16 protein-coding genes are annotated in these 13,678 nt (G+C 67.6%); all 16 read left to right on the top strand.

Going from position 1 to position 13,678, the window contains the following annotated elements:
- The first annotated feature begins 77 nt into the window (after nucleotides 1-77).
- The gene (locus ACYP5B_RS42595) at nucleotides 78-218 is read left to right on the top strand and encodes a hypothetical protein (protein ID WP_400091183.1); all 141 of its coding nucleotides are present in this window, start codon (nucleotides 78-80) and stop codon (nucleotides 216-218) included.
- A gap of 12 nt (nucleotides 219-230) precedes the next feature.
- Entirely contained in the window at nucleotides 231-1,394 is a 1,164-nt protein-coding gene (gene ssuD / locus ACYP5B_RS42590; protein ID WP_400091184.1) for an FMNH2-dependent alkanesulfonate monooxygenase, read from the top strand.
- Between the two features lie 9 nt (nucleotides 1,395-1,403).
- On the top strand, nucleotides 1,404-2,213 hold the full coding sequence (ssuC, locus tag ACYP5B_RS42585) for an aliphatic sulfonate ABC transporter permease SsuC (RefSeq protein WP_400091186.1): 810 nt from the start codon (nucleotides 1,404-1,406) through the stop codon (nucleotides 2,211-2,213).
- A 26-nt stretch (nucleotides 2,214-2,239) separates the two neighbouring features.
- Nucleotides 2,240-3,115 carry an ATP-binding cassette domain-containing protein gene (locus ACYP5B_RS42580; protein ID WP_459573610.1) on the top strand — a complete coding sequence of 292 codons (876 nt, stop codon included), beginning with the start codon at nucleotides 2,240-2,242 and terminating at the stop codon, nucleotides 3,113-3,115.
- A 214-nt stretch (nucleotides 3,116-3,329) separates the two neighbouring features.
- Nucleotides 3,330-3,545, top strand: a complete 216-nt coding sequence (locus tag ACYP5B_RS42575; RefSeq protein ID WP_017224957.1) for a TOBE domain-containing protein — start codon at nucleotides 3,330-3,332, stop codon at nucleotides 3,543-3,545.
- Nucleotides 3,546-3,586: 41 nt separating this feature from the next.
- Nucleotides 3,587-4,417 (top strand): EAL domain-containing protein, encoded by an 831-nt coding sequence (locus tag ACYP5B_RS42570; protein WP_400091190.1) that lies wholly within the window; start codon nucleotides 3,587-3,589, stop codon nucleotides 4,415-4,417.
- A gap of 68 nt (nucleotides 4,418-4,485) precedes the next feature.
- Nucleotides 4,486-5,196 (top strand): RBBP9/YdeN family alpha/beta hydrolase, encoded by a 711-nt coding sequence (locus ACYP5B_RS42565; protein WP_318235576.1) that lies wholly within the window; start codon nucleotides 4,486-4,488, stop codon nucleotides 5,194-5,196.
- A gap of 184 nt (nucleotides 5,197-5,380) precedes the next feature.
- Nucleotides 5,381-6,325, top strand: a complete 945-nt coding sequence (cysT, locus tag ACYP5B_RS42560; RefSeq protein WP_459573609.1) for a sulfate ABC transporter permease subunit CysT — start codon at nucleotides 5,381-5,383, stop codon at nucleotides 6,323-6,325.
- Between the two features lies 1 nt (nucleotide 6,326).
- A complete protein-coding gene (cysW, locus tag ACYP5B_RS42555; RefSeq protein ID WP_459573608.1) occupies nucleotides 6,327-7,265 on the top strand; it encodes a sulfate ABC transporter permease subunit CysW in 939 nt (312 codons plus the stop codon).
- Complete coding sequence (locus ACYP5B_RS42550) at nucleotides 7,262-8,386, top strand: sulfate/molybdate ABC transporter ATP-binding protein (protein WP_459573607.1); 1,125 nt, start codon at nucleotides 7,262-7,264, stop codon at nucleotides 8,384-8,386. Before cysW ends, ACYP5B_RS42550 begins: the two co-directional genes overlap by 4 nt.
- Nucleotides 8,383-9,330, top strand: coding sequence for a CysB family HTH-type transcriptional regulator (locus ACYP5B_RS42545; protein WP_318235573.1), 948 nt, complete (start codon nucleotides 8,383-8,385; stop codon nucleotides 9,328-9,330). The genes ACYP5B_RS42550 and ACYP5B_RS42545 overlap by 4 nt, the downstream gene beginning before the upstream one ends.
- A gap of 245 nt (nucleotides 9,331-9,575) precedes the next feature.
- Complete coding sequence (locus ACYP5B_RS42540) at nucleotides 9,576-9,782, top strand: LiaI-LiaF-like domain-containing protein (protein WP_267603433.1); 207 nt, start codon at nucleotides 9,576-9,578, stop codon at nucleotides 9,780-9,782.
- Nucleotides 9,779-10,204 carry a terminase gene (locus tag ACYP5B_RS42535; RefSeq protein WP_400091199.1) on the top strand — a complete coding sequence of 142 codons (426 nt, stop codon included), beginning with the start codon at nucleotides 9,779-9,781 and terminating at the stop codon, nucleotides 10,202-10,204. Before ACYP5B_RS42540 ends, ACYP5B_RS42535 begins: the two co-directional genes overlap by 4 nt.
- Before the next feature lie 43 nt (nucleotides 10,205-10,247).
- Nucleotides 10,248-11,438, top strand: a complete 1,191-nt coding sequence (locus tag ACYP5B_RS42530) for a sensor histidine kinase (protein WP_400091201.1) — start codon at nucleotides 10,248-10,250, stop codon at nucleotides 11,436-11,438.
- Nucleotides 11,439-11,511: 73 nt separating this feature from the next.
- A complete protein-coding gene (locus ACYP5B_RS42525) occupies nucleotides 11,512-12,342 on the top strand; it encodes a LytR/AlgR family response regulator transcription factor (RefSeq protein ID WP_459573606.1) in 831 nt (276 codons plus the stop codon).
- A 118-nt stretch (nucleotides 12,343-12,460) separates the two neighbouring features.
- On the top strand, nucleotides 12,461-13,678 hold a 1,218-nt coding region (locus ACYP5B_RS42520; RefSeq protein ID WP_459573605.1), incomplete at its 3' end, for an MFS transporter.

The raw sequence follows: 13,678 nt of genomic DNA, 5'->3' as shown, positions 1-13,678 counted from the left end.
CGCAGCCTGCGGCGGGCGCGCGCCCGCCGCGCATTTGCCGTGCCTGATCCCTGATTCCTATCCCGATTCCTATCCCGATGCCGATCCAAGCCGGCGCGCCGCTGCGCCATGTTTTGCTGGTGGCGCTAGTCACCGGCGCACTGGGCGCTGCCTTGCTGGCGATCGGCCTGGGCGCGGCCGGCGAGGGCCGGGCGGCCAAGATCCACAAACAGAGCTGAAGAGGCACGGACATGCAGGTCTTCTGGTTTATCCCCACGCACGGCGACAGCCGCTACCTCGGCACCTCGGTGGGCGCGCGCGAGGTCAATATTGATTACCTGAAGCAGATCGCCACCGCGGCCGATACGCTTGGCTATGAAGGCGTGCTGATTCCCACCGGCCGCTCCTGCGAGGATCCGTGGGTGGTCGCCTCCACGCTCGCCGCGGTCACCAGCCGGCTGCGCTTCCTGGTGGCGGTGCGCCCCGGGCTGATGGCGCCCACGCTGGCGGCGCGCATGGCGGCGACGTTTGACCGCCTGTCGGGCGGACGCCTGCTGGTGAACCTGGTGACCGGCGGCGATGTGTCGGAGCTGGAGGGCGATGGCCTGTTCCTGGATCATGCCGAGCGCTACGAAGCCTCGGCCGAGTTCATCCGCATCTGGCGCGAGGTGCTGGCCGCCAGCCATGAAGGCGCTGAGCTCGATTTCGAGGGCAAGCACCTCAAGGTCAAGGGCGCGAAGGTGTTGTTCCCGCCGCTGCAGCGGCCGCATCCGCCGGTGTACTTCGGCGGCTCCTCGGCTGCCGCGCACGAGCTGGCGGCCGAGCAGGTGGATACCTACCTGACCTGGGGCGAGCCGCCGGCGGAGGTAGCGAAGAAACTCGCCGACGTGCGCCAGCGCGCGGCGCGCCATGGGCGTACCGTGAAGTTCGGCATCCGCCTGCACGTGATCGTGCGCGAGACCGAGGACGAGGCATGGGCCGCGGCCGATCAGCTGATCAGCAAGCTCGACGATGCGACGGTGGCACGCGCGCAGGCGGTGATCGGCAAGATGGATTCCGAAGGGCAGCGCCGCATGGCTGCGCTGCACGCCGGTGGCGGCGCACGCAGCCGCGCGGAATTGGAGATCAGCCCCAACCTGTGGGCCGGCGTAGGCCTGGTGCGCAGCGGCGCGGGCACGGCACTGGTGGGCGACCCGCACATCGTGGCGGCGCGCATCAAGGAGTACGCGGCGCTGGGCATCGATACCTTTGTGCTCTCCGGCTACCCGCATCTGGAAGAAGCCTATCGCTTCGCCGAGCTGGTTTTTCCGCTGCTGCCGCGCTCCGTGCGCGACAAGCTGCAGGGCAAGGTGCTGTCCGGCCCTTTTGGCGAAGTCATGGCAACCGGCATCGTGCCGCGCGCGGCGCGCGGGTAGGAGGCAACCATGTCCGCTCCCTTGACCCTGCCTGAACGCAACCCTGACTGGTTGCGCCATGCGTCTCGCTCGGCCGCGCCGTGGATCGTGCCGGTGCTGCTGGTGGTGGCGTGGCAACTGGCCTCGCAGCTGGGCTGGCTGTCCAACCGCATCCTGCCGGCGCCGCTCGATGTGGTGAAGGCCGCCTGGGGCCTGGCCGTGACGGGCGAACTGTGGCGCCACGTGTGGGTAAGCACCTGGCGCGCCGTGCTCGGCTTCACCATTGGCGGCGGCTTCGGGCTGGCGCTGGGCCTGCTGACCGGCACCTTCCGCCCGGCCGCGACCCTGCTCGACAGCACCTTGCAGATGGTGCGCAATATTCCGCCGCTGGCGTTGATCCCGCTGGTGATCCTGTGGTTCGGCATCGACGAGACCGCCAAGCTGTTCCTGGTATCGCTGGGCGTGTTCTTCCCGATCTACCTGAACACGTATCACGGCATCCGCGCGGTCGACCCCGGGCTGATCGAGATGGCGAAGAGCTACGGCCTGTCGGGCTGGCGCCTTTACCGCGAGGTGATCCTGCCGGGCGCCTTGCCCAACATCCTGGTCGGCGTGCGTTTCTCGCTCGGCCTGATGTGGGTGATCCTGATCGTGGCCGAGACCATCTCGGCGCAGTCGGGCATCGGCTACATGACCATGAATGCGCGCGAGTTCCTGCAGACCGACGTAGTGCTGGTGGGCATCCTGCTCTACGCGCTGCTGGGCAAGCTGGCTGATTTGCTGTCACGCGGGCTGGAGCGATTCTGGCTGCGCTGGCACCCCGGCTACCAGGCGCACTGAGCGCCGCCGGCCAAGGAGAACCCGATATGCAAAGCAACCCGATCGAGCAAGCCGCGCTGGCCGATGTGCCCGCCAGCCAGGATGGCAAGGGCCTCGCGCTGCGCGTGCAGCAGGTGGTGAAGCGATACGGCGGGCGCCAGGTGCTGCACGGCATCGACCTGCAGGCCGCGCCCGGCGAGTTCCTCGCCATCGTGGGCCGCAGCGGTTGCGGCAAGAGCACCTTGCTGCGGCTGGTGGCCGGCCTGGGAGACAGCGACGGCGGTGGCGTGACGCTGGACGGCGCGCCTGGCAACAAGCAGCGCGAGGCGGTCCGGGTGATGTTCCAGGACGCGCGCCTGCTGCCATGGAAGAAGGTGCTGGACAACGTGGCGCTGGGGCTGCCGCGCGCGCGGCTGGCCGATGCGGCCAGGGTGCTGGGCCAGGTCGGCCTGGCCGAGCGCGCGGGCGAGTGGCCGGCGCGCCTGTCGGGCGGGCAGCGCCAGCGCGTGGCACTGGCGCGTGCGTTGGTGCATCACCCTCGCTTGCTGCTGCTGGACGAGCCGCTGGGCGCGCTGGATGCGCTGACCCGCATCGAGATGCAGGGCTTGATCGAGGCCTTGTGGCAGCGCCTGGGCTTCACGGCGCTGCTGGTCACCCACGATGTGTCGGAAGCGGTAGCGCTGGCCGACCGCGTGGTGTTGATCGAAGACGGCCGCATCGCGCTGGACCAGCGGGTGGCGCTGCCGCGTCCGCGCCAGCGTGGCTCGGCGGCGTTCGCGCAACTGGAGGACGCGGTGCTGCGCCGGGTGATGCAGCGTGATGGCGCATTGCCGGTCGATGAGAGCCAGCACGCGCAAGCATTGTTGTCTGCAGTGGACTGGTCGGTGGCGCGCACGGTCGATTCAGTGCGCTGGGCGATCTAGCGCGCAAACCCTGCCGCCAGCAAGGACGCCAGCGAGAAGGCAAACAAGTATGAAACAAAGGTCGCGCGGCCAGCTTTGAGCGAAGCCGGCGCAACCCGCTTAAGCGGCGGCAGCCACGGGTGAGCGGGCAACGTCACTCACCCGCGCGGCCGCCATCCGCTGAACCAAAGTTTTACGCATTTCTCATTTTCACTCACGCAAAGGAACTTCTATCATGAGCATTCAGGCGATCAACGTACGTAACCAGTTCCGCGGCAAGGTTGCTGCCATCATCGAAGGCCCTGTGGTCTCGGAGGTCGACGTCGAGACGCCGGCCGGCATCGTCACCTCGGTCATCACCACCCGCTCGGTCAAGGATCTCGGCCTTGCCATCGGCAGCGAAGTCGTTGCCCTGGTCAAGGCTACCGAGGTTTCCCTGGCCAAGCTTTGAAGCCTCGCCCGAGGCGCAAGCGCAACGCAAAGGAAATCGCAATGGCAAGCGCGAACGAAAGAGGCGCGGCACTGACGGCGCTCACCCACTACCTGGAAGCGCTGCCGCGCCGGCCAGAAAACGATCGTCAACTGTGGCGCGACGAGCGTGGGCAGGTGCAGGGCCAGTTCTATAACTGCTCGCTGACCAGCGCGTTCGAGCCGCTCATCACCTTGTCCAGTCGCGATGTGGTGGCGCACGAAGGCACGCTGCGCACGTACGCCGGCGACGGCGTTGGCCTGAGTGCATGGAAGCTGTTTGCGATGGCGGCGGACGATGCCTCCCTGGTCTCGCTCGACCGGCTGTCGCGCCTGGTGCATGCCATCAACTATTTTGCGGCCGACGGCGATCGCAAGCTGGTGCTCAACGTGCACAACCGGTTGCTGGCCGCCGTGGCCGACGATCACGGCGCGGCCTTCCGGCGCGCTCTGCAATCGCTTGGCCTGCCGATCGACCGGTTCGTGATCCAGGTGCCGGCCAGCGCCAACGACGACCTGCCGCTGCTGCTGCATGTGGTGGGCAACTACCGCCGCAACGGCTTTGCCGTGAGCCTGCAGGCATCGGACCCGGCGGAGGCCGGCGCGCTGATGGCGCACGCGCTGCCCGACTGGCTTAAGCTGGACATGCGCCGCAACTGGACCGACCGCCAGCTGGCCGGGCTGCAGGCCAGTGCCGACAGTGCCGGCGTGACGCTGATCGGGCGCCGGCTGGAGAACGCCGAGAATGCCGAGCGGCTGCAGGCAGCCGGCATCGTGCTGGGGCAGGGCAGCTTCACCGGCGCGGCGGTGAGCGCGCGTCACCTGCACGAAGTGGCCGGCGAGGTTGGCATTTAGGAGTTCGAGGGCGGGGTGCCCCGGAACGGATCCGACGGCGTCCCGATGGCGTTGACCAAGGAGCCGATATGACGCAGACGAAGAGGCCGGCCGCGCGGGAGCAGCGCGGCGGGCAGGCGGGCGCAAGCGGGCGACCCGCCGACGTACGGTTGAAGGTGCCCAAGGGTTTGCAGATCCTGACGGTGCCAGGGTTGCATGGCAGTGGCCCGGGCCACTGGCAAAGCCGCTGGGAGCAGCGCTTTCCCGACTGGCAGCGCGTAGAGCAGCACGACTGGTCGCGCCCGAGCCTGCCGCTGTGGGCCGAGCGCGTGTCCGAGAGCGTCATGCGAGCGCAACGCGTGGCCCCGCGCGGGGCCATCCTGGTCGCGCACAGCTTCGGCTGCCTGGCCACCTTGCGCCAGGCCGCCCTCGACCCCGAAGGCATTGCGGGCGCGGTGCTGGTGGCGCCGGCCGATCCCGACAAGTTTGGCGTGGCCGGGCTGCTGCCCGCGTACCGGCTGCCGTTTCCCACCATCCTGGTGGCCAGCCGCAACGATCCCTGGATGCAGCAGCGCACCGCGTTCAGCTGGGGCACGCTATGGGGCAGCGAGCTCCATGATGCAGGCATGCTAGGTCACATTAACGCCGATTCTGGCCTTGACCAGTGGCCTGAGGGGCTCGCCTTGCTCGATACCTTGATCCAGCGGATCGAGGCGGACGGCAGCGCCGGCCCGTCCGGCGACCGCGCCGGGCCTTGGGACGGCGGGCTGGAAGTGTCGTCTACGTTTCCTTATATCTAAAACGCCTAAGAACATACGTAAAGATTCGTTCTGTTTATAAGTCGGTATCTGCAAAATTTGTCTCGTAGGCCGGAGCGTTATGCGCCGGCGTCATAAAGAAGCCGCCCCCGCTGCTTCGGTTTCCAGCGAATCCCGCTCGGAAGCCCTTCCCCGGAGGCGGATACGACGGCACAGACGAGACAACATGCCACCCTCGATTTCCCTGGCGGACAATCCGCCCCCGGCGCGGCCGGATGACCGCCAAGCGCGCAAGAGCGCGCCCGCCAAGCCAGGCAAGCAGCGCTTTACCGTGCTGCCAGGCTTTGGCCTCTCGCTGGGCTTCACGCTGTTCTACCTGACGCTGATCGTCCTGATCCCGCTGTCGGCCACCTTCCTCAAGACCTTCACCATGACCTGGGAGGCCTTCTGGACCGCGGTGAGCTCGCCCCGGGTGGTCGCCTCCCTGCAACTGAGCTTCGGCGCCTCGCTGATTGCCGCCATCGTCAACACGGTGTTCGGGCTGATCGTTGCCTGGGTGCTGGTGCGCTACCGCTTTCCCGGCAAGCGCCTGATCGATGCGCTGGTCGACCTGCCCTTTGCCCTGCCCACCGCGGTGGCCGGCATTGCCCTGACCGCGCTGTTCGCCGGCAACGGCTGGATCGGCCGCTACCTGGAGCCGCTGGGCATCAAGGTGGCTTTCACCCCGCTGGGCGTGGTGGTGGCGCTGACCTTTATCGGGCTGCCGTTCGTGGTGCGCACGGTGCAGCCGGTGCTCGAAGACGCGGAGCAGGAGCTGGAAGAAGCCGCGGCCAGCCTGGGCGCCACGCGCCTGCAGACCTTTGTCCGCGTGATCCTGCCGACCATCCTGCCGGCGCTGCTGACGGGGTTTGCGCTGTCGTTCGCACGGGGCACCGGCGAGTACGGCTCGGTGGTGTTCATCTCCGGCAACATGCCGATGGTCTCCGAGATCGCGCCGCTGATGATCTATTCCAAGCTGGAGCAATACGACTACGCGGGCGCTACCGCGGTGGCGGTGGTGATGCTGGTGATCTCCTTCGCGCTGTTGCTGCTGATCAACCTGCTGCAAGCGTGGACGCGCCGTCACCACCAGGCAGTGCGCGCTTCCGTGGCGCCGGACAAGGAGAGCTGAAATGGCCGGCGTCGCTACCAAGGGCCTGGGCGGCCGTGCTGCCCCCGCCGCGCGTTTCCGGGATGCCACGGGTGAAGCGCCGTGGGTGCGCTACACCCTGATCGCCATCGCGGTGCTGTTCCTGGCGCTGTTCCTGTTCATCCCGCTGGCTTCGGTCTTTTATGAAGCGCTGCGCAAAGGCGTGCAGACTTATCTTGATTCGCTGGTCGAGCCCGATGCCGTGGCCGCGATCCAGCTCACATTGCTGGTGGCCGCCATCGCGGTGCCGCTCAATGTGGTGTTCGGTGTGGCGGCGTCCTGGGCCATCGCCAAGTTCGATTTTCGCGGCAAGAGCCTGTTGACCACGCTGATCGACCTGCCGTTCTCGGTGTCGCCGGTGATCTCCGGCCTGGTCTATGTGCTGCTGTTCGGCGCGCAGGGCTGGCTGGGACCGTGGCTGGAGGCGCACGACATCAAGATCATGTTCGCGGTGCCGGGCATCGTGCTGGCCACCATCTTCGTCACCTTTCCGTTTGTGGCGCGCGAGCTGATCCCGCTGATGCAGGCGCAAGGCAGCGAGGAAGAGGAGGCCGCCATCGTGCTGGGCGCCTCGGGCTGGCAGACCTTCCGCCGCATCACGCTGCCCAATATCCGCTGGGGCCTGCTGTATGGCGTGATCCTGTGTAACGCGCGGGCAATGGGCGAGTTCGGCGCGGTCTCGGTGGTGTCGGGCCATATCCGTGGCCTCACCAACACCATGCCGCTGCACGTGGAAATTCTCTACAACGAATACAACTTCGCCGCAGCCTTCGCGGTGGCGTCGCTGCTCACACTGCTGGCCCTGGTCACGCTCGGCATCAAGACGCTGGTGGAATACCGGGCGAGCCGCGAGCACAGGGAAGACGAGAACTTTGCGCCGGTGAACCCGAGCGCTGGCAAATTGCAAGGACAGGCATCATGAGCATCCAGGTCAAGAATGTGCAGAAGCGCTTTGGCAATTTCGTTGCGCTCGACGATGTCACCCTCGATTTCGACGAAGGCCAGCTGACGGCGCTGCTAGGCCCCTCGGGCTGCGGCAAGACCACGCTGCTGCGGATCATCGCCGGCCTGGAACGCGCGGACGCCGGCCAGATCCTGCTGGAAGGGCGCGACGCCTCGCACCAGCATGTGCGCCAGCGCCAGGTTGGCTTTGTGTTTCAGCACTACGCGCTGTTCAAGCACATGACGGTGTTCGAGAACGTGGCCTTCGGCCTGCGCGTCAAGCCGCGTGCCGAGCGCCCCAGCGAGGCGCAGATCCGCGACAAGGTGCGCGCGCTGCTGGAGCTGGTGCAGCTCGACTGGCTGGCCGAGCGCTATCCGCCGCAGTTGTCCGGCGGGCAGCGCCAGCGCATTGCGCTGGCCCGCGCGCTGGCGGTGGAGCCGCGCGTGCTGCTGCTCGACGAGCCGTTCGGCGCGCTCGATGCCAAGGTGCGCAAGGAACTGCGCCGCTGGCTGCGGCGCCTGCACGACGAGCTCCATGTCACCAGCGTGTTCGTCACCCACGACCAGGAAGAAGCGCTCGAAGTGGCCGACCAGGTGGTGCTGATGAACCGCGGCCACGTGGAGCAGGCGGGCACGCCGGAGGCGGTGTACAACCATCCGGCCACGCCGTTCGTGTTCGGCTTTCTCGGCAACGTCAACCTGTTCCACGGCCGGCTCGAGGTTGGGGAGCGGGGCGGCCTGCTGCACACCGGCGACTCGATCCTGCCGGTGATCGGCAGCGGCCATGAAACCGCCGGCGATGCCGTGGCCTATGTCCGCCCGCACGATCTCGATCTCGAGCGCTATTCGCTCGGCACCGACGGCATTGCCGTGACGCTGCGCCGCGCGCTCACCCTGGGCCCCGTGGCCCAGCTCGAACTGGAACGTGAAGACACCCAGGAAGTCATCGAGGTGGCGCTGCCGCTCGAGCGCTTCCGCCACCAGGGCTTCCGCGAGGGCGAACTGCTCGCCGTGCGGCCGCGCCGGCTGCGTGTCTTCGTCCAACCCCATTCATCCGCCCCGGCTAGCGCCAGGGGCACGCCGGCAGGAGCCGCACAATGAACTTCCAGCAACTACGTTCCATCCGCGAGGCGGTGCGCCGCCAATTCAACCTGACCGAGGTGGCCAATGCGCTCTACACCTCGCAGCCCGGCGTCTCGCGCCAGATCCGCGAGCTGGAGGAGGAGCTTGGCGTCGAGATCTTCGAGCGTTACGGCAAGCGCCTGACCGGCCTGACCGAGCCCGGGCGTGAAATCGTGCGCATCGTCGAACGCCTGCTGCTCGAGGCCGAGAACCTGCGCCAGGCGGGCGACGAATTCGCCGGGCGCCATACCGGCCGCCTCACGGTGGCCACCACCCACACCCAGGCCCGCTATGCCTTGCCCAAGGTGGTGCAGAGCTTCCGCCGCGCCTACCCTCATGTGACGCTGGCGCTGCAGGAAGCCTCGCCCGCGCATATCGTGGAGCTGGTGCTGAGCGGCCAGGCCGATATCGGCATCGCGACCGAGGCGGTGGCCAGCGAGGCCGGGCTGACCTCGTTCGAGGCCTACACCTGGCGCCACGTGCTGGTGGTCTCGCCCGAGCACCCCCTGACGCACCTGCCGGAGCCGACGCTGGAAGACATCGCCGGCTTCCCGATCATTACCTACGACGCCGGCTTCACCGGGCGCCGCAAGATCGATGGCGCCTTCGCCGCCGCCGGGCTGCAGCCGGAGATCGTGCTGACCGCCATGGACGCGGACGTCATCAAGACCTACGCCGAGCTGGAGCTGGGCGTGGGCATCATCGCCTCGATGGCCTACGACGAACGCAAGGACGCCGGGCTGGTGCGGATCGCGGCCGACCACCTGTTCGAGCCCAACACCACCAGCGTGGCTGTGCGCCGCGGCGCCTACCTGCGCGGCTACGCGCATGCCTTCATCAACATGTTCGCGCCCCACCTCTCGCGCGACACGGTCAGCAGCGCGCTGTCCGAGCCGGCGGGCGGGCAGGTGGTCGAGGCCTGACGGCTTCCTGGGCCTCATTGGGCCTGGGCCTCATGGGTCTCATTGGCCCGCAGAGGCCCCGGTGCCGATCGCGCCGCATCCTCGCCTTTCGCGCCATCCGCTTTCCATTCGTCGCACGCCACTTTCGTCCCGGCCGTTGTCCGCGTAAAGTCACCACTGTCCGTGGCGGCATAGATTGCTGCCGTCACATGGCTTGATGCGCCGCAATATCGACGGTGCGCGGGTCCGCACGAGAGGAGAGCGCGATGAAGCAAGGCCGTGGCGGCAAGGGGCTGATCGCCCCGATCATCCTGATTGCACTGGGCGCGGTGCTCCTCGCGCAGAATGGCGGCATCCTGCCGGCCTATCTGCTACGCGAGGGCTGGCCCGTGCTGCTGATCGCCCTGGGCGCCATCGTGCTCGTGCGCCGCCTGGCCTGGCGCCGCGCCAGCCAGGGCGGGCAGAAGCCATGAGCGCACGCCCCCAAGGGCTGCTGCGCTGGCAATGGCAAGGCTACGCCCGCAATCACAACCACCCTCTCAGCCTGTTGCTGCATATTGTCGCGGTGCCGATGTTCATGGCCGGCAATGTGCTGCTCGTCTATGGCGTGCTCTCGCTGTCCGCTCCGGCAATCGGGCTGGGCATGATATGCATGGGCTTGTCGATGATGCTGCAAGGACGCGGGCACCGGCTCGAAGCGGTACGGCCCGAGCCGTTCGAAGGCCCGCTCGATATTGTCCGCCGCATCCTGGCCGAGCAATGGATCACCTTTCCTCGCTATGTGCTGTCGGGGCGGTGGTGGGCCGCTTTGCATGGCCGCATCACGGACGAAACCGCCCACGAAAATGAGGCGCAAGATGCGCATAAGCCGGGCAAAGGACGGCAGCGCCCGTGAACGGCCCCTACAATAACGATCAGTTGTCCCCGACCTTGCCCCTATGAAATCGCTGGATCGCTGTCCTGCCGCCATTCCCTCCCGGATCTCGATCCTCGCGCGCGACCTGGTGTTCGTGCTGTGCGCGAACACCATCATCGCCGTCAGCCTGAACTACGGTTTCCGCACCGGCGGCTCGCTGTGGCACAACTTCGTCTACAGCCAGCTGATCGGCCTGTCGATCTGGCTGCTGATCGACATTGCCCGCGTGCTGATCTGGTGGAACGACAGGCCGCGGCGCTGGCCTTTCCTGTTCCTGACCGCGGTGGCCGTGCCGCTGGGCGTGATCATGGGCAGCTGGACCACGCGCGTGGTCCTGAACGAGCCGGCCAAGTCCTTCGAGGAAGCTACTGATATGCTGCGCATGTGCCTGGTAGTGGGCATGCTTGCGTCGGCCAGCATGATTTACTTCTACTGGTCACGGGAGAAGCTCGCGCATCTCGAGCGGCAGGCCGCGCTCGATGCGCTGCAGCGCGAAGAAGCCGAGAAGCAGCTGGTGCGCGCGCAACTGATGGCCCTGCAGGCGCAGATCGAGCCGCATTTCCTGTTCAACTCCCTGGCCAACCTGGATTGCCTGATTGCCACGGACCAGCAGGCCGCAAGGCGCCTGTTGCAGCGGCTGATCGGCTTCCTGCGCATGTCGCTGTCCCACACGCGCGCCGAGCAATGCACGCTGCGCCAGGAGTTCGAGCTGCTGCGCAGCTACCTGGACATCCAGGCGTTGCGTTTCGGCACGCGCCTGGCCTATGAGATCGAGCTCCCGCCCGAGCTGGCGGAGGTGGAGATCCCGCCCATGCTGATCCAGCCGCTGGTGGAGAACGCGGTCAGCCACGGCATCGAGCCGTGCATGCGTGGCGGCAAGATCGTGCTGTCGGCCCGGGCGCAGGGCGACAGCGCCGTGCAGGTGGTGATCACCGATACCGGGGTGGGTTTCGGGCATGCCGTGACCAAGGGCTCCGGCCTCGGGCTGACCCATGTGCGCGAGCGGCTGGCGCGGATTTTCGGGGCGGCGGCCAGCATGCAGATGGAAGAAAACACGCCGCGCGGCGTGATCGTCCGGCTGACGTTGCCCGTTGTGCGCACGGCGGCGCCTGTCGCAGCCCACGCACCGCTGCCGGTGCCCGCGGGCAAGGCCGCCGGCGCGCGCGCAATCACCCCTGTGAGCGCCGCCACGCAAGGCATTTCCCATTCTTGAGGCGCCTCGCCGCTTAGGCGCTTAGACCGCCGCTTGGACTGCTTCGACCGATCCGCCCCTTACTCCCGTTTCCATGGCCCCGACCCTGTTGATTGCCGACGACGAGCCGCTGCTCGCGCGCGCCTTGCATGCCGAATTGTCCAGCCTCTGGCCCGAAGCGCAGATCGTCGCCGTGGTGCATGACGGCGTGTCCGCGCTGGAGGCGGCCCGCCAGCACCAGCCCCAGGTAGCGTTTCTCGATATCCGCATGCCTGGCATGAGCGGCATGGACGTGGCGCGCGAGCTCATGGCGTTCGATTCGCCGCCGCTGGTGGTGTTCGTCACGGCATATGACCAGTTCGCGCTGGAAGCCTTCGAGCGCGAGGCAGTCGACTACGTGCTCAAGCCGGTGCAGCCCGAGCGGCTGGAGGCCACCGTGCACCGCCTCAAGGCGAGGCTGGCGGCCCAGGCGCAGGCCAGCGAGGAGGGCGGCGCCGCCCTCGATACCGATCGCCTGGCGCAATTGCTGGCGCGCCTCGAGACGCTGGAGCCGGGCGGCGGCGGGCCCGCGCAACAGGCGGCGGGCGCGCCGCAACATGGCTACCTGCGCTTTATCAAGGCACTGGTCGGCCAGGAGATCCGCATCATCCCGGTGGACGAAGTGATCTACCTGGAGGCGACGGACAAGTACGTCAACGTGGTGTCCACCGGCGGCGAGGCGCTGATCCGCACCAGCCTGCGCGAGCTGTCGCAGCAGCTCGACCCCGAGCGCTTCTGGCAGATCCATCGCGGCACGGTGGTCAACATCGACTGCGTGGCCAGCGCGGTGAACCAGTCGCTGGGGCGGCTCGCGCTCAAGCTGCGCAATCGCTCGGAAACCTTGCCGGTGGCGCGCCAGTACGCCTATCTGTTCAAGCAGATGTAGCGCGCAGAGCACCCCTGCCATGGGTGGTTTTACTCTATGATGCGGTATTCGCAGCGCGCTTCTTGTGCCTGGCAGCATGGCCGGCGCGCCATGCCAAGCCCAGCCAGATAGCCGCCTGATGACTGCCGCCACCCTCGATCCCGTTCGCAATCCGCTGCGCCACGACGCCCAGGTCATCGGCCTGGTCGGGCTGGCCCACGGCGTTTCCCACTTCTTTCACCTGCTCCTGGCGCCTCTCTTCCCGTGGATCAAGGCCGAGTTCGGCCTGAGCTATGCCGAGCTGGGTTTGCTGATGACGGTGTTCTTTGCCGTGTCGGCCGTGGTGCAGACCGCGTCAGGCTTCGTGGTGGACCGCTTTGGCGCAAAGCCGGTGCTGTTTGGCGGCCTCGGGCTGCTGGGCGCGGCGGCCTTGCTGCTGTCCATCAGCCCGAGCTACGCGATGCTGCTGCTTGGCGCGGGCGTGGCCGGGATCGGCAACGGGGTGTTCCATCCCGCCGATTTCACCTTGCTCAACAAGCATGTTTCCCAGCCTCGGCTGGGCCATGCGTTCTCCGTGCATGGCATCTCGGGCAACCTCGGCTGGGCTGCGGCGCCGATCTTCCTGGTGACCATTGCCGAGCTCGGCAGCTGGCGCACCGCGCTTGCCTGTGCCTCGGCGGTGGCCTTTGGCGTGCTGGCCGTGCTGCTGGCCTTTCGCCATGTGCTGGATCCCCGCGCCGCCGCCGGTGCGGCGCCCAGGCCGGCCAGCGCGGCACCCAAGGCGGGCGGCAGCATGCTGGCGTTCCTCAAGCTGCCGCAAGTGTGGATCTGCTGGGCCTTCTTCCTCGTCACCACCTTTTCGTTCTCCGGCATCCAGAGCTTCGCGCCGACCGCGCTGACCCAGCTCTACGGCATGCCGCTGACGCTCGCCACGGCGTCGTACACCGTCTACATGCTGTGCAGCGCGGGCGGCATGATCGTGGGCGGCTTTGCCGCGGGACGCACCAGCAACCACGACCGCCTGATCGCGATGAGCTTCACGCTGTCCGGCTTGGTCGCCATCGTGGTGGGGCTGGGCGTGCTGCCGGCCGTGATGGTGCCGGTGCTGATGGGCGTGATCGGCTTCGGCGCGGGCACGGCCGGGCCTTCGCGCGACCTGCTGGTGCGTGCGGCAGCCCCTGCCGGCGCCACGGGCCGGGTTTATGGCGTGGTCTACTCCGGCCTGGATATCGGCCTGGCCAGCGGGCCGCTGTTCTTCGGCATGCTGATGGATGCGCACTGGCCGAGCTGGGTCTTCTTCATGATCGGCGCCTTCCAGATGCTGGCGATCTTCACCGCCGTCACCGTGGGCAATGGC

It is taken from the genome of Cupriavidus sp. 8B (assembly GCF_054589115.1).
This window is presented reverse-complemented; position numbering and strand designations above follow the sequence as displayed.

What these genes read in the sequence shown, in the direction of transcription:
- ACYP5B_RS42595 (WP_400091183.1), top strand. Translation starts at nt 78, where the DNA reads ATGCCGATCCAAGCCGGCGCGCCGCTGCGCCATGTTTTGCTGGTGGCG.
- ssuD (WP_400091184.1), top strand. Translation starts at nt 231, where the DNA reads ATGCAGGTCTTCTGGTTTATCCCCACGCACGGCGACAGCCGCTACCTC.
- ssuC (WP_400091186.1), top strand. Translation starts at nt 1,404, where the DNA reads ATGTCCGCTCCCTTGACCCTGCCTGAACGCAACCCTGACTGGTTGCGC.
- ACYP5B_RS42580 (WP_459573610.1), top strand. Translation starts at nt 2,240, where the DNA reads ATGCAAAGCAACCCGATCGAGCAAGCCGCGCTGGCCGATGTGCCCGCC.
- ACYP5B_RS42575 (WP_017224957.1), top strand. Translation starts at nt 3,330, where the DNA reads ATGAGCATTCAGGCGATCAACGTACGTAACCAGTTCCGCGGCAAGGTT.
- ACYP5B_RS42570 (WP_400091190.1), top strand. Translation starts at nt 3,587, where the DNA reads ATGGCAAGCGCGAACGAAAGAGGCGCGGCACTGACGGCGCTCACCCAC.
- ACYP5B_RS42565 (WP_318235576.1), top strand. Translation starts at nt 4,486, where the DNA reads ATGACGCAGACGAAGAGGCCGGCCGCGCGGGAGCAGCGCGGCGGGCAG.
- cysT (WP_459573609.1), top strand. Translation starts at nt 5,381, where the DNA reads ATGCCACCCTCGATTTCCCTGGCGGACAATCCGCCCCCGGCGCGGCCG.
- cysW (WP_459573608.1), top strand. Translation starts at nt 6,327, where the DNA reads ATGGCCGGCGTCGCTACCAAGGGCCTGGGCGGCCGTGCTGCCCCCGCC.
- ACYP5B_RS42550 (WP_459573607.1), top strand. Translation starts at nt 7,262, where the DNA reads ATGAGCATCCAGGTCAAGAATGTGCAGAAGCGCTTTGGCAATTTCGTT.
- ACYP5B_RS42545 (WP_318235573.1), top strand. Translation starts at nt 8,383, where the DNA reads ATGAACTTCCAGCAACTACGTTCCATCCGCGAGGCGGTGCGCCGCCAA.
- ACYP5B_RS42540 (WP_267603433.1), top strand. Translation starts at nt 9,576, where the DNA reads ATGAAGCAAGGCCGTGGCGGCAAGGGGCTGATCGCCCCGATCATCCTG.
- ACYP5B_RS42535 (WP_400091199.1), top strand. Translation starts at nt 9,779, where the DNA reads ATGAGCGCACGCCCCCAAGGGCTGCTGCGCTGGCAATGGCAAGGCTAC.
- ACYP5B_RS42530 (WP_400091201.1), top strand. Translation starts at nt 10,248, where the DNA reads ATGAAATCGCTGGATCGCTGTCCTGCCGCCATTCCCTCCCGGATCTCG.
- ACYP5B_RS42525 (WP_459573606.1), top strand. Translation starts at nt 11,512, where the DNA reads ATGGCCCCGACCCTGTTGATTGCCGACGACGAGCCGCTGCTCGCGCGC.